Origin of the sequence: Sphingomonas endophytica, assembly GCF_001476895.1 — a bacterium.
In the GTDB taxonomy this organism is placed as follows: Bacteria; Pseudomonadota; Alphaproteobacteria; order Sphingomonadales; family Sphingomonadaceae; genus Sphingomonas; species Sphingomonas endophytica_A.
In genome coordinates this window covers 19,025-32,217 of sequence record NZ_LDTB01000025.1, presented here as the reverse complement: position 1 = coordinate 32,217, position 13,193 = coordinate 19,025, and the positions used below count along the sequence as shown (strand labels likewise).

Sequence of the window (13,193 nt, the reverse complement as noted above, 5' to 3'; positions counted from 1 at the left end):
GTGGCCACCGCCCCGGGGCTACCCGATCGTGATTACGTGGCGATCGCGCGGCAATATGCCGGCGACGTCGTCTCGGGCAAGATTCCGGCCGGCAAGCAGATCCGGCTGCAATGCGAGCGCTTCATCACCGAACTGGTGCGGAGTGCCGGTGACGACTTCCCCTATCGCTTCGACGAGGCGAAGGCGGCGCGGCCGTGCAAATTCATTGAGCGGCTGCCGCATACCAAGGGGCCGTGGGCGAAGCAGAAGAAGCGGCTGACGCTCGAGCCGTGGCAGATCTGGAATTTGTGCGTCGTCTTCGGCTGGCTGCACAAGGCCGGCACGCAGGAGGGCACGCGGCGGTTTCGGCGCTGGCTGCTGGTCGTGCCGCGCAAGAACGGAAAGTCGGCGATCGCGTCCGGCCTGGCGTTGTTCATGCTGTGCGCCGACGGCGAGTATGGCGCGGAAGTCTATTCGGGCGCGACCAACGAAAAGCAGGCGTGGGAGGTTTTCCGGCCCGCGCGCCTGATGGTTCAGAAGCTGCCGGCGCTGAAGGCGAAATTCGGGATCGAGCTGCTCGCCAAGCAGCTTCACCGCCCGGACGACGGCAGCCGGATGGAGACGATCATCGGCGATCCCGGCGACGGGCAATCGCCGAGCTGCTCGATCCACGACGAGTATCACGAGCACGTCGACGACGCGCAGGTGGACACGATGATCACCGGCATGGGTGCCCGGGATCAGCCATTGCAGTTGCTGATCACCACCGCCGGGGAAAATCTGGCGGGTCCGTGCTACGCGATGATCCTGGAGCAGCGCGAGCGCCTAGCCGGGATCGGGCACAACGGCGGCCCGCCGCTCGACGACGATACGTTCTTCGCCGAATATACGATCGACGAGGAGGACGACTGGCGGACGGAGGCGGCGCTCCGCAAGGCCAACCCGAACATTGGGGTATCGGTCGGTCTGGAATATCTGCTCGCCCGGCAACGCGACGCCATCGCGACGCCACGCAAGCGGGCGATCTTCAAGACCAAGCACCTCAATCTGTGGGTCGCGGCGAAAGCAGCCTATTTCGACATCGAGGCGTGGCGGCGCTGCACCGACCCGCGCATCCCGGTCCTGTTTGCCGAGGCGGTGGCGCTGGAATGGCTGCGCGGCCGGCGCGCGGTGCTGAGCCTCGATCTGGCATCGAAGGTCGATATCGCCGCGCTGGAGATCCTGATCCTGCCGCTCGGCGACCGGCCGACGAAGGCCGATCCCTATATCCGGCTGGGCCGGTACTTCCTGCCGACGAAGGCGGTCGAGGACGTGAACGCGTACCAGGGCTGGGACGCGCAGGGCCTGCTCGACGTCAACGAAGGCAATATCACCGACTTCGAAGAGATCGAGATCGCGATCGCCGATCTGCGCGGGATCTTCGAGGTCGAGACCGTCGCCTACGATCCCGCCCAGGCGACGATGCTCATCAATCGCCTGGTCAAGGAGGGCGTGCCCGTCGTCGAGGTGCGTCCGACGGTCGTGAATTTCTCCGACCCGATGAAAGAGCTCGACGCGCTGATGAAGGCCGAGCTGATCCGGCACGCCGGATGCCCGGTCATGGAGTGGCAGGTCGCCAACGTCGTCGCGCAGCAGGACGCCAAGGACAACGTCTATCCGCGCAAGCCGCGGATGGAGGCGAAGATCGACAATCCGGTCGCGCTGATCGCGGCGATCGCCGCCGCACTGAAACGGGAGGACGAACCCATGCCCACCTCCCCGTTCGATGACCCGGATTACGACATGGTGGGTCAGGCATGAGGTTGTGGCCCTTCGGCGGCGGTCGCGAGCAGCGATCGATGGAGCGTCCGGACAGCGTCACCTCGGTATCGAGCTGGGAGGATTGGTCCGCCGTCCTCGGCATCGCCAATGGCGCGGTGCAGCTGCCGCACGTCACCGTCGAATCGGCGCTGGAGGTGCCGGCGGTGTTCGACGCGGTCAGTTTCCTCGAACGGACGATGGCGACGCTGCCGCTGCACAGCTATCGCGAGGTCGACGGCAAGTCGACGCGCGACAAGGGCGACATCACGCTCCTGCTCAACGAAGCGCCGAACCCGGAGTGGACCGCCGCCAATTGGCGCAGGTACATGTGGCACGGCGTGTTCACCGGCGGTCGCGGTGTGAGCTGGATCGAGCGCGCCGGCGTCCGTCCGGTCGCGATCTGGCCGATGGACCCGAACGAGACGACGGTGGTCCGCCGTAACGGGCGGCGTTATTACCGTTGCGGCGCGAACGAATATCCGGCGGCCGACGTCATCGACGTCTCCTTCGGCATCCGTCCCGACCAGCTGGGCGCCTTCGGGCCGATCCACAAGGGCCGCAAGGCGATCGCGCTGGCGATCGCGATGAACGAATTCGCGGCGGGTTTCTTCGCGGGCGGCGGTATTCCGCCGATGGCGCTGGAGGGGCCGCTGCCGAACGGGCCGGACGCGATGCGCCGCGCGACCGAGCAGATCCAGCGTGCCATCGAGCTGGCGCGCAAGGCCGGGCGCGCGTTCTTCGGCCTGCCCCCCGGGCACGCGCTGAAGCCGGTCGGCATCGATCCCGACAAGGGTCAGATGACCGAGGCGCGGCTGTTCCAGATCCAGGAGATCGCGCGCCTGTACGGCCTGCCGCCGGCTTTCCTGCAAGACCTGTCGAAGGGTACGTTCAGCAATACCGAGCAGCAGGATTTGCAGCTCGTGAAGCATGTCATCCTGCATTGGGCGGTGATCTTCGAGCAGGAGCTGAACCTGAAGCTGTTCGGCCAGCGCCGGCGCGCGCGCGAGGTCAAGCACAATCTGGACGGCTTGCAGCGCGCCGACTTCCGGAGCCGGATCGAGGCGATCGCCCGCGCGATCCAGACCAGCCAGATCACGCCCGACGAGGCGCGCGAGCTGGACAACCGCGCTGCCTATCCGGGCGGCGTCGGGGCGAAGCCGTACATTCAGGGCGCGACGGTGCCGCTCGGCACCACGGCCGCGCCGATCGGCCACAACGGCGGGCCGGCGCTGGACGACGATCCCGCCGGCGACGACCAGAAGAAGGACGACAGCGATGCCCGCACCGATGATTGATGGGCGCGAGCTGCGCGCGATCGTCACCCCTCTGGAGCTGCGTTCGGCAGAGGGCGCCGGCCGCACCGCGACCGGCTATGCCGCGCTGTTCGACACCTGGACCGATATCGGCGGCATGTGGCGCGAGAAGATCGCGCCGGGCGCGTTTGCCAAGTCGCTCCAGGAGCGTGATGTGCTGGCGCTGCACAGCCATGACAGCGGCCGGGTCGTCGGCCGCAAGGGTGCCGGCACGCTGATCCTGCGCGAAGATGCGCGCGGCCTGGCGTTTGAAAACCCGCTGCCCGACACGTCGGATGGTCGCGACCTGATCGTCCAGCTTGAGCGCGGTGACATCGCGGGCATGTCCTTCGGCTTCGTGTCGATCCGCTCGGAATGGGACGAGACGAAGGACCTGACCGAGCGCACCATCCTCGAGGCCGCGCTCTACGAGATCACCTATACCGCCTATCCGCAGTACCGCGACACCGAGGTGGCGCTGCGGAGCCTCGAGAAGATCCGCGACGAACGCCGCGACCATGATCGCGCCGGCGCCGCCGCGCGGATGGCGGCGCGTCGCGCGCGCCAGGCGCAGGCCGAACGCGGCATCTAGTCACCGGGCCCGGCCCGAGGCGCGCGTCGGCGCTTCCCCCCGACGTCATCCCCACTGGAGAAGCACATGGCATCCCTGACCGAGCTGCACGAGCAGCGCGGCCGCCTGGTCACGCAGGCCCGCGACGCGCTGAATGAGATCGACGGCAACACCGACGCGGCGCGTACCGCCGAGCTGGAGCAGCGTCACGACACGATCATGGCCGAGCTGGACACGCTCGACCGCAACATCGAACGCGAGCGCCGCACCGCCGAGGCCGAGCGCGTCGAGGTCGAGCGCCGCGAGCGCCAGCGCCCGAATGGCGGCGATCGCGAGGTCCGCAGCCACGACGGCGACGAAGGCCGCGGCGGTGGCGACGAGACGGGCGAGCGTTCCCAACTCGAGTATCGCGACGCCTTCTACGCGATGCTGGCCGAAGGTGGCGACGTGTCGGGCCTGGAACGCGAGCAGCGTGCCGCGCTGCGGCGCGGTTATGTCGAGAACCGCACCCAGACCGCCGGTACGCCGGCGGCCGGCGGTTTCACCGTGCCGCGCACGCTGGCCAACCGCATCATCGAGGTGATGCGTGTGTGGGGACCGATGTACGACCCCGGCATCACCGACGAGATGGTGACCAGCTCCGGCAACCCCTACGACATCCCGACCAACGACGACACGACCAAGACCTCGGCACCGCTCGCCGAGGGCGCGGACGTCGTCGACGACGGCTCGGGCGACCTGGTCTTCGGGAACGCGACGCTGAGCGCCTATGTGTTCGCCACGCCGTGGGTGAAGATCAGCTTCGAGTTGCTCCAGGACTCGGCGTTCAACGTTGAGCAGTTCCTGGCGCGCAAGCTCGGCGAACGCATGGGCCGCGGCGCGAACGGCAAGCTGACGATCGGCACAGGTGTCAACGAGCCCAAGGGCATCGTCGTCGCGTCCGCCCGGGGCAAGCTCGCCGCATCGGCGGCCGCTATCGCGGCGGAGGAGCTGATCGATCTCCAGCACTCGGTCAACCAGGCGTACCGCCGGTCGCCTTATTGCCGGTGGCAGTTCGCCGACACCACGCTCGCGGTGATCCGCAAGCTGAAGGACGGCAACGGCAACTTCCTCTGGCAGATGGGTGACATCAAGGCCAACGCGCCCGACGTCATCCTGGGCAAGGCCTATAGCGTCAACGACGACGTGCCCGAGATCGGCGCGGGCAAGCGCTCGGTGCTATTCGGCGATCACAGCGCCTATACCGTCCGCAAGGTCGGTTCGCCGCTGATCGGGACGGTGCGCGAGCGCTTCTGGCCGAAGGTCGGGATGGCCGGCCTCATCCGCTACGACGGCAATCTGCTCGACGCCAACGCCGTCAAGCACCTCCAGCACGCCTGACCTGTCGGGGCGGGCCATCGGCTCGCCCCGTCACCCTTGCCCGGAGATCCCGATGGACAAGATCAAGATGCTCGTCGGGCAGGAAGGCCCGGGGCTGTCCCGTCTGCCGGGGCAGACGCTGACGGTCGGCGTCGACGTCGGCGCGGACGAGGCGCAGCGCCTGGTCGACGGCGACTTGGCGATCGACGTCAGCGAAGCCGCGCCCGCCGCCCCGGCGACCGTACAGCCTGCCCCGGCGAAGCCTGCCCGCTCCAAGGCCGTGAAAGCGGTGCAGGGCGCGGCCTGACATGCTGAGCGAGGCGGTCACCGTCGCCGCCGCGGTGGCCGAGCCGATCGCGCGCGCCGACGTGAAGCGCTTTCTCCGGATCGATGGCGACAGCCTCGACCTTGATGTCGACATGCTGATCGCCGCTGCGCGCAGCGACGTCGAACAGGCTACCGGGCTGCGACTGGTCGAACAGACCGTCGAGATCCAGGCCGATACCTTCGGCGACCTTGACTTCCTGCCGATCGGGCCGGTGCAGAGCATCGCGGAGATCCGCTATCGAGACCTGAGCGGCGCGTGGGCGACCCTGTCGCCGGCAAGTTACGACCTGGTCGGGGCCGGGCTGGAGCGTGGGATCGCCCCCGCGCGCGGTGTAGTGCTGCCGCCGACGCTGGCGGGTCGCGGCGTGATCACCGCGCGCCTGGTCGTCGGCTATGGGGGCGTTGTTGGTCCGATGCCAGTATCGTTGCGCTGGGCAATGCTGGCGCTCGCGCGCGGCAAATTCGAGGATAGGGCCGTCGACATCTTCCCGCTGATCAGCGGGACGCGGATCGGCGCATGACCGCTTTGTCGTCGACGCGCCTGAAGCATCAGGTGACACTGCTCGCTCCCGACGACATCGACAATGGCCGCGGCGGGCGCAAGCCCAACCCTGCAACCGGCGGCTGGAAGGCCTATGCCAAACCCTGGGCGGAGGTGATCGCTCTGCGCGGGGACGAAGCGGTCCGGCAAAGCGTGGAGCGCTCCGCCCAGCTATGGCGTGTCGAGATACGAATTCGTGACGACGTGACTCCGTCTCATCGCGTCCGGTGGGGCACGATCGTCATGCAGGTAAAAGCGGCAGCGCCGAATTCCGCAGGCGATGGCCTGGTCATGACCTGCCTCAGCGAGCGCACCGCATGACCTTCCGCCGACACGTCGTGCGCGGTTCCGGGCGGGTGCGCAAATTGCTTCGCCGCCTGCCCGAGGCCGTGCGGCACGAGATCATCGTTGAGCTGAGCGTTACGGGCCGGCGGATCCTCGCGGCGGTACGTGCGCGCGCGCCGCGCAAGAGTGGGCGGCTGATCGCCGGGCTGACGCAGAAGATACTGACGACGACGTTGCGGCTGCAGGTCGGGCTGATCGGTTCGCCGCGCGGTCGGGCAAAGTTATTCTACGGTCGAATTCAGGACTTGGGGCGTACGGAGCAGATCGTGCGGGTCACCCGCCATATCAAAGCCCGCACGCTTGTTGGGAATAATCGGAACGGCGGCATCCGGCGGACAGTATTCCACATTTCCGATGACCGGTTGCGGCGGCGTGGCCCGAACAAGGGAACGCCGATCGGCAGCCCCTACCAGATGCGAGTTCGCGCAATGGAGGGGAAGCGCTTCGTGACCGGACGCTACCGCGATCTCCGTGCCGAGCTGAGCGCGAACCTGCGCGGGATCTATGCTCGCGCACTGCAAACGATCGGAGGCCGCGATGGCGACTAGCGCCAAGGAAGCCGTTGAGGCCGCGATCTACGAAGCGCTGTCGTCGTCGGTCACCGTCGCGCGTGTCTATCAGGACGTGCCCGAGGATGCGCCATATCCGCTGGTCATCATCGGCGACATGAGCAGCGCGCGGCTGCCCGGCAAGGAACCAAGTCGCGACCGCATCGTCACGGTTCACATCATCACCCTTGTCGAGGCCAGCGAGCGCGCGCCGCTGCTGGCGTTGCTCGCCCAGGTCGACGCGGCACTCGATGGCGAAACGCTGCACCAGCCCGGCTGGACGATCGTCGGCGCCTTCGAGAACGATGACGCGGTGCTCGGCGACGACGGTGACTATTCCGGCGTCAGCATCTTCAGCTTCGTCGCCCTCGAGGGCTGACCCGCCTCCTCCACCACCCCCGCCGCGCTACGCCAGCGTGGCCTTTCGCATGGGAGAAACCGCATGGCGAAGAAGCTCGGCAACAATTACCGCCTGTTCCTGCGCGGTGCCGATGGCACCACGTTTTCGCAGCCCGCCGGTCAGGGCAATCTGACCCGCAACGGCGGCAAGAATTTCTCGTCGAACGCGACGAAGGATACCGAGGGTTACGACACCCAGCAGCCCGGTCTCCGGTCGTTGACGCTGTCGCAGCAGATGATCCCGGACCTGCCCGACCCCACTGGCTACACCCGGATGGAGACGCTCGACAAATCCGACGCGACCGAGGTCTACCAGATCCGCAAGAAGCCGTTCGCGACCGGCGACGTGGTGTTCGAAGCGCTGATGTACACCGGCCTCGACAACCAGTCGTTCGAGCAGGGTTCCAGCGTCACCGTCGGCGTGACGCTGACGCTCGCCGCCGCCCCCACCGTCGACACCCTCTCGTAAGGAGCCTCCGGCCATGAACCTGACCCTTGCTGGCCGGGACGTGAAGATCACGCCCCCGTCCAATCTCGACCAGCAGCTGATCGCCGCGACCGGCTGTTCCGCGCGCGAGATCGACACGATCCTGTCCGCGGGCGCCGATCGCGCGGCAGCCGCGCTTCGGCCATTCCTTGACAGGAACGAGCTGCCCGGGATCGAGCTGGCACGCGCGATCGCCAGTGATCCGGAGGCGCTGCCGGGCATCCGACGCATCTACGCCGAGCTGCCCGATCCCGCCGTGCCCGAGGTCGCTGCGACCAAGGCGGTGACGAAGTGAGCGACGTGTCCCGATCGGCGGTCGAGGATCGCGGCGAGTTGTCGTTGACGCTCGCCGGTGTGGAGATGGGCCTGCGCCCGTCCTACGAGGCGATCGACGCAACCGAGAAGGCACTCGGCCGCGGGCTGGTCGACATCGCGCGATCGGCGCTGAACGCCACGCTGACGCTGGGTGAAACCGCGCAGATCGCGACCGAGGCGATCAGGGCCTGGGGCCGCGACGCGGACAGCCGGGATGCGGCCGGTGCGACCGCGCCGCGGATCGGCCGACTGATCCTGGACAGCGATCAGGGCTTCCACGGCTGCCTGAAGACCATCGCCGCCATGCTCTCGCTGGCCGTGACGGGCGGATATGACAGCGCGGGAAATCTGAAGCCGACGGCGACGACGAAGACGACGGACGAAGCCCCCGTCGTCGGCTGATGGGCTTCGCGGTCGCGGCCCTTGGGTGGCGGCCGCGCGAGTTCTGGACCGCCACCCCGGTCGAATATTGGGATGCGGTCAGTGCCTGGGAGCGGATGCAACCGCCCCCGCCGCCTGACGACGGCAGCTGACAGGAGGCGCGCATGGCGGAGACCACCGAACGTCTGCTGCTGCAGGTCGATGCCGCGACCGAGCTGCTCCGCCGTCACCTCGCCGAAGGCGAGCAGCCGATCGATCGCTTCGAGCGTCGTGCCGATCGCATGGCGCGCAACGTCGAGCAGTCGATCGGCGAGATGGGGAAGCGCTTTGGCAGCTTCGCCGCGCTCGCCGACGATGCCGCCACGCGCGCGGAGAAGTCGTTCGAGGCCAGCTTCTCGCAGGTTCAGCGGATCGCCGCGCAGGCGATCAAGGGGCCGACGATCGACGGCCGGGTCAACCTTGGCGCGGACGACATCCGCGCCGGGGCCGCGGCGGCGCAGGATCAGGCGCGCGCGTTCGAGCTTATCGGGGAAGCCGCGCAACGCACTGCCGCGCGGGTCGGCGACACCAGCGAGGCGACACGCCTGTTTATCCAGGCCACCCGCGCATCGCAGCAGGAAGCCGAGCGGAAAGCCGCCGCGCTGCTGGCCGAGGCCGGCGCGCTGGAGCGCGTCGAGATCGAGCTGCTGAAGAGCGGCGAGGCGACCGAGCTGTTCGTCACCAAGCACCAGCGCATCGCACAATCGGCCGCGCAGGCCGAGCAGCTTGCCCTCAACGAACGGCAGGCGGCGGTCGAGACGCGCGCATTGGCGGCAGCGGCGGATATGCTACGGGCCGAGATCGACCCGATGTATCTCGCGCAGCAGCGCTTCAACGCCGAGATGGACCGGGCCGACGCGCTGCTGAAGGCCGGGATCATCACCCAGCGCGAATATGGCATGGCGACCGACGTCTCGCGGGGGCGGCTTCGCGCACATGCCGAAGCGGTGACCGGCGCGATCGGGCCGTCGAACCAGCTCGTCGCGACGACGGGGGCGGTTCGTGCGGCCATGCAGGGCGCGTCGTACCAGGTCCAGGACACGTTTACGCAGCTGTCGATGGGTGCGAACATCTTCCAGGTGGTCGCCATTCAGGGCGGCCAGCTGGCCGGGCAGTTCTCGATGATCGAGGGCAAGGCCGGCAGTTTCGCCCGTTTCATGATCGGCCCATGGGGGCTGGCGATCACCGGCGCGATGCTGGTGGTCGGCGCGCTGACGAAGGATATCGACCTGCTCGGCAGCGAGCTGGACGACGAGGTCGACAAACTTGGCGAGAATGCCAAGAAGACGGCGACCGCCGAGGCGGCGAAGAAGCTGTTCGCGAGGACCGAGCGCGGTCTGATCGAGGACGTGCGGGCGCTGACCGACGAGCTTCAGAAGCAGAACGACGCGCTGAAGACCAATGCCGAACGGCAGAACATCCGCGCGAAGAACGACCTGGCCGGATTGCAGAAGACCCGCGCGGATCTCGCGGCCGAGCTGGAGAAGGCACGGGCCGAAGAAGAGCGCGCCAATGCAGCACCAGCCGATCCGGAGGGCGGCATCGCGGTCGGACGGGTGGCGGCGCAGCAGCAGGTGACCGATCTGGAGCGCCGCCTCGCGACTGTCGACAGATCGATCAAGGCTGCGAATGCGACCCTGCTCGAGACCCGCAAGAACCTCGTGGCGGAGCGTGCCGACCTCGCCATCGATCCGATCGCGGCCATAAAGGATCGGTACGAGGGCGATGGTGGTCTGATTGACGTCGCCAAGCGGAAGGCGACCGCCGAGGAAACGATCAATGGCGTGCTGAAGCGGCGTCTTGTCCTGTTGAAGCAACAGGAGCAGGCAGAGATCGGCAACGCGCAGCGCGCGCAGCGTAGCGCCAGCCGCCTCGGCAACGACAACCAGATCGGCCGGACGATCGACGTGGCGGAGGCGACCCGCATCGCCGCCAGTATCGGCGGCCGCGTGACCAGCGGCCTGCGTACGCGCGAACGGCAGGAGCAGCTCTACGCCGACAAGCTGGCAGGTCGGCATAACGGTCCCGTCGCGAAGCCCGGCACCAGCGATCATGAACGCGGGCAGGCGATCGACATCGGCTTTGCGCCCGGTCTGACCGTCAGCAAGATCCGCGATGCCTTCGCCAAGGAAGGCGTCGCGATCCGGCAGCTGTTGGTCGAGCGCGACCAGAAGGTGTTCCATGTCGCTTTCGGCAAGGCCGCGCCGCGCGGGCCGTCACAGGCCACGCTCGACCGGCGAGCCGAAACGGCGCGCAAGGCGGTCCTGCACGACGACAGCGAATATACGGATCAGGAGCGCGCTGCCCGGCAACGGCTTCTCGATGCCACGCGGCGCACCGCCGGCAGTGAGGAGCAACGCGACCAGCTGCTGCGCGAAAGCATCGACGCGGAAGCCGCCGCGACCGAGAAGAAGATCGCGAATGAGTTCGAGGCGGGTGAGATCACGCTCGCCCAGGCGGCGCATCTGCAGTCAATCAACGAAGCGACCCGCGTCCAGCGCGTGCAGAACATCAAGGTCGCGGCGGCGACGCGCACGATCGAGCGGCGCTACACCGCCGAGGAAGACGATCTGCAATCGCGCCTGGCGCAGCTCCGGATCAGCGAGGATCTGGCTGTTACCCAGGCGGAGCGGCGCAAGATCGCGCGCGACATTCTGGAGGCCGAGCAGCAGCTACGCCGGAAGGCGCTGGAGAGGGTTCGCGATACCTCGCAGGATCCCGTCGAAGTGCAGCGCGCTGCCGAGCAGCTCGGCGGGCTGTCGCGTATCGAGCGGGCCGAGCGGGCGCGATCGGATCGCGACAATGCGTCACCGCTCGATCAGTACCGGGACCGGTTGCAGAAGGTCACCGGCGATACGCGCAGCGCGTTCGAGGAGGCGGCGGTGCGCGGCTTCCAGTCGCTGGAGGACGCCGGGTCGCGCGCGACCGCCAGCGCCGTCACCAATCTGCTCAAGCTCAAGGGCGTCGCGGGGGAGGTCGTCGGGAGTATCATCGCCGATCTGGCACGGCTGGCGATCCAGAAGGCGATCGTCGCCGCCATCGGCGGGGCGACCCCGGGAATGGCGGATGGCGGTGCGATCGGCGAGCTGCCGGGCTTCGCGGACGGCGGCACGCCGGGTGGCCGGATCGTCGGGCCGGGAACCGGTCGTTCCGACAGCATTCTGGCGATCCTGCGTAACGGAAAGGGGGCAATCCGCGTCAGCAACGGCGAATTCATCGTCAACGAGCGGGCGACCCGTGAGAACCTGCCGCTGCTCCACGCGATCAACGACAATCGCCTGCCGCGCTTCGCGAATGGCGGTTCGATCGCGAACCTGCGCGCACCGACGCTCCCGCTATCGGCGCGGGGCGGGCTTCAGCCGGGCCGCAACATGACGTTGCGGGTCGCGCTCAGCGACGACCTGCACGCGACGATCGACAAGCGCGCGGTCGGGGTCGCGGTGGAGGTGGTCCGGGCCACCGCGCCCGAGATCATCGACGCCGCCTCCGCGCAGACCATCGCCGCCTACGGCCGCCCGCGCATCTGAGAGATCCAGCATGGCCATTATCCAACCACCCGCGCGGCTCCCGCTGCGCGGCATCAAATGGCGGTGCGCGGAGCCCGCGACCGTCAATCGCTCCGGCTGGACCAACACCAGCAAGCTGGTCGGCCTGCCCGGCGCGGGGCTGTGGAGCGCGACCGGCACCTTTGTGACTATTATCGGGGAGCGGGCGGCGCTCCGCTGGCGCGGTTTCTTCACCGCGCTGCGCGGTCAGCGCCACGTCTTCCCGCTGGTCGCGATCGAGCGCCAGCGCCAGACGACGATCGCCAATCCGCGCGTCGCCAGCGGGGCGACGGGTGGCGACACGTTGCCGCTGAAGGGCCTGCCGGCGTCGACCGCGGTGCTGCTGTGCGGTGAGCTCATGACCGTGCCGCTGCCGAGCGGGCATCAGCGGCTCGTCTGCCTCACCCGCGATCTCGTCAGCGACGGCGCGGGTACCGCGATCGCCGCTTTCGGTCCCGAGCTGGGCGAGGCCCCGGCGGCGGATGCGCTGGTCGAGATCGGCGAGCCCTTCGCCTTGGTGCGGCAGACGAGCGAGCCGCCGGGCTGGGACGTCGACGTCGGTCAGACGTACACCTTCCCGCTCGCCATCGAGGAGGCGCGATGAGCCGCCCCGACGCCGCGGCATCGGCCGCGCTCGACCTTCAGGTCATCCGCCCGGTCTTCTTCGCTTACCTCGACATCCTGGGCGACCCGCTGCGCGCCTGCACCGCCGGACGGTCGCTCGTCGTGCAGGGCACGGGTGACTCCGAGCTCGACGGCTTCACCTTCGACGGGATCGATCCGACCGTGGTCGATATCGGCCCCGTCCGCGCCAAGGACGGCGGCTCGGAGGCGGTGACGGCCAAGCTGTCGGGCATCCTGACGCTCGACGCGGGTCTGCTCGCGCTGATCGGGGACGGCGCGACGTGGCAGGGGCGCACCGCGCGCCTGTGGCGCATGATCCGCGACGAGGACGGCGTCCAGCGCGGTGCGATCCAGTCTTACTACACCGGCTGGATGACCGCATTGTCGATCACCGGCGATCCGGTCGGCGGCCAGACGATCAATCTGACGATCGAGGCGTATCTCGCCGCCTATAGCCAGGCCTCCAACCGGTCCTACCAGGACCAGGAGTTGTTCGACCCGGGCGACCTGTCGGCGCGCGCGGCGATCGCTATCGCGAACGGCAACAGCGGCAGCCCCCTGATCGATAACACCAGGGTCAGCTTCGACAGCCCGCGCGCCATGAGCGCCCACGCGATCCGTTCTCTTTTCTGAAAGCGATG

16 protein-coding genes are annotated in these 13,193 nt (G+C 68.3%); all 16 read left to right on the top strand.

Annotation, left to right across the window (positions count from 1 at the left end):
- A complete protein-coding gene (locus NS334_RS08505; protein ID WP_058755546.1) occupies positions 1 to 1,779 on the top strand; it encodes a terminase large subunit in 1,779 nt (592 codons plus the stop codon).
- Positions 1,776 to 3,074: a phage portal protein gene (locus NS334_RS08500; RefSeq protein ID WP_058755545.1), complete on the top strand. Its 1,299-nt coding sequence runs from the start codon at positions 1,776 to 1,778 to the stop codon at positions 3,072 to 3,074. Before NS334_RS08505 ends, NS334_RS08500 begins: the two co-directional genes overlap by 4 nt.
- A complete protein-coding gene (locus NS334_RS08495) occupies positions 3,055 to 3,663 on the top strand; it encodes an HK97 family phage prohead protease (protein WP_058755544.1) in 609 nt (202 codons plus the stop codon). Before NS334_RS08500 ends, NS334_RS08495 begins: the two co-directional genes overlap by 20 nt.
- Before the next feature lie 66 nt (positions 3,664 to 3,729).
- Positions 3,730 to 5,022: a phage major capsid protein gene (locus NS334_RS08490; RefSeq protein WP_058755543.1), complete on the top strand. Its 1,293-nt coding sequence runs from the start codon at positions 3,730 to 3,732 to the stop codon at positions 5,020 to 5,022.
- Between the two features lie 52 nt (positions 5,023 to 5,074).
- Positions 5,075 to 5,308, top strand: coding sequence for a hypothetical protein (locus tag NS334_RS08485; protein ID WP_058755542.1), 234 nt, complete (start codon positions 5,075 to 5,077; stop codon positions 5,306 to 5,308).
- Between the two features lies 1 nt (position 5,309).
- Positions 5,310 to 5,849: a head-tail connector protein gene (locus tag NS334_RS08480; RefSeq protein WP_058755541.1), complete on the top strand. Its 540-nt coding sequence runs from the start codon at positions 5,310 to 5,312 to the stop codon at positions 5,847 to 5,849.
- Complete coding sequence (locus NS334_RS08475; protein WP_058755540.1) at positions 5,846 to 6,190, top strand: head-tail adaptor protein; 345 nt, start codon at positions 5,846 to 5,848, stop codon at positions 6,188 to 6,190. Before NS334_RS08480 ends, NS334_RS08475 begins: the two co-directional genes overlap by 4 nt.
- Complete coding sequence (locus tag NS334_RS08470) at positions 6,187 to 6,762, top strand: hypothetical protein (RefSeq protein ID WP_058755539.1); 576 nt, start codon at positions 6,187 to 6,189, stop codon at positions 6,760 to 6,762. Before NS334_RS08475 ends, NS334_RS08470 begins: the two co-directional genes overlap by 4 nt.
- Positions 6,752 to 7,141: a tail completion protein gp17 gene (gene gp17 / locus NS334_RS08465; protein ID WP_058755538.1), complete on the top strand. Its 390-nt coding sequence runs from the start codon at positions 6,752 to 6,754 to the stop codon at positions 7,139 to 7,141. Before NS334_RS08470 ends, gp17 begins: the two co-directional genes overlap by 11 nt.
- Before the next feature lie 63 nt (positions 7,142 to 7,204).
- Positions 7,205 to 7,630 (top strand): hypothetical protein, encoded by a 426-nt coding sequence (locus NS334_RS08460; RefSeq protein WP_058755537.1) that lies wholly within the window; start codon positions 7,205 to 7,207, stop codon positions 7,628 to 7,630.
- Between the two features lie 13 nt (positions 7,631 to 7,643).
- Positions 7,644 to 7,943 carry a hypothetical protein gene (locus tag NS334_RS08455; RefSeq protein ID WP_153002647.1) on the top strand — a complete coding sequence of 100 codons (300 nt, stop codon included), beginning with the start codon at positions 7,644 to 7,646 and terminating at the stop codon, positions 7,941 to 7,943.
- Positions 7,940 to 8,365, top strand: a complete 426-nt coding sequence (locus NS334_RS08450; RefSeq protein WP_058755535.1) for a hypothetical protein — start codon at positions 7,940 to 7,942, stop codon at positions 8,363 to 8,365. The genes NS334_RS08455 and NS334_RS08450 overlap by 4 nt, the downstream gene beginning before the upstream one ends.
- Entirely contained in the window at positions 8,365 to 8,496 is a 132-nt protein-coding gene (locus NS334_RS17675; protein WP_083500346.1) for a phage tail assembly chaperone, read from the top strand. The genes NS334_RS08450 and NS334_RS17675 overlap by 1 nt, the downstream gene beginning before the upstream one ends.
- 12 nt (positions 8,497 to 8,508) lie before the next feature.
- Positions 8,509 to 11,910 (top strand): phage tail length tape measure family protein, encoded by a 3,402-nt coding sequence (locus NS334_RS08445; protein WP_058755534.1) that lies wholly within the window; start codon positions 8,509 to 8,511, stop codon positions 11,908 to 11,910.
- A gap of 10 nt (positions 11,911 to 11,920) precedes the next feature.
- Positions 11,921 to 12,532 carry a hypothetical protein gene (locus NS334_RS08440; RefSeq protein WP_058755533.1) on the top strand — a complete coding sequence of 204 codons (612 nt, stop codon included), beginning with the start codon at positions 11,921 to 11,923 and terminating at the stop codon, positions 12,530 to 12,532.
- A complete protein-coding gene (locus tag NS334_RS08435; RefSeq protein ID WP_058755532.1) occupies positions 12,529 to 13,185 on the top strand; it encodes a hypothetical protein in 657 nt (218 codons plus the stop codon). Before NS334_RS08440 ends, NS334_RS08435 begins: the two co-directional genes overlap by 4 nt.
- The last annotated feature ends 8 nt before the right edge of the window (positions 13,186 to 13,193 follow it).

Coding starts and splice junctions, on each gene's coding strand:
- NS334_RS08445 (WP_058755534.1), top strand. CDS start 8,509: ATGGCGGAGACCACCGAACGTCTGCTGCTGCAGGTCGATGCCGCGACC.
- NS334_RS08495 (WP_058755544.1), top strand. CDS start 3,055: ATGCCCGCACCGATGATTGATGGGCGCGAGCTGCGCGCGATCGTCACC.
- NS334_RS17675 (WP_083500346.1), top strand. CDS start 8,365: ATGGGCTTCGCGGTCGCGGCCCTTGGGTGGCGGCCGCGCGAGTTCTGG.
- NS334_RS08460 (WP_058755537.1), top strand. CDS start 7,205: ATGGCGAAGAAGCTCGGCAACAATTACCGCCTGTTCCTGCGCGGTGCC.
- NS334_RS08475 (WP_058755540.1), top strand. CDS start 5,846: ATGACCGCTTTGTCGTCGACGCGCCTGAAGCATCAGGTGACACTGCTC.
- NS334_RS08500 (WP_058755545.1), top strand. CDS start 1,776: ATGAGGTTGTGGCCCTTCGGCGGCGGTCGCGAGCAGCGATCGATGGAG.
- NS334_RS08480 (WP_058755541.1), top strand. CDS start 5,310: ATGCTGAGCGAGGCGGTCACCGTCGCCGCCGCGGTGGCCGAGCCGATC.
- NS334_RS08455 (WP_153002647.1), top strand. CDS start 7,644: ATGAACCTGACCCTTGCTGGCCGGGACGTGAAGATCACGCCCCCGTCC.
- gp17 (WP_058755538.1), top strand. CDS start 6,752: ATGGCGACTAGCGCCAAGGAAGCCGTTGAGGCCGCGATCTACGAAGCG.
- NS334_RS08470 (WP_058755539.1), top strand. CDS start 6,187: ATGACCTTCCGCCGACACGTCGTGCGCGGTTCCGGGCGGGTGCGCAAA.
- NS334_RS08440 (WP_058755533.1), top strand. CDS start 11,921: ATGGCCATTATCCAACCACCCGCGCGGCTCCCGCTGCGCGGCATCAAA.
- NS334_RS08435 (WP_058755532.1), top strand. CDS start 12,529: ATGAGCCGCCCCGACGCCGCGGCATCGGCCGCGCTCGACCTTCAGGTC.
- NS334_RS08485 (WP_058755542.1), top strand. CDS start 5,075: ATGGACAAGATCAAGATGCTCGTCGGGCAGGAAGGCCCGGGGCTGTCC.
- NS334_RS08490 (WP_058755543.1), top strand. CDS start 3,730: ATGGCATCCCTGACCGAGCTGCACGAGCAGCGCGGCCGCCTGGTCACG.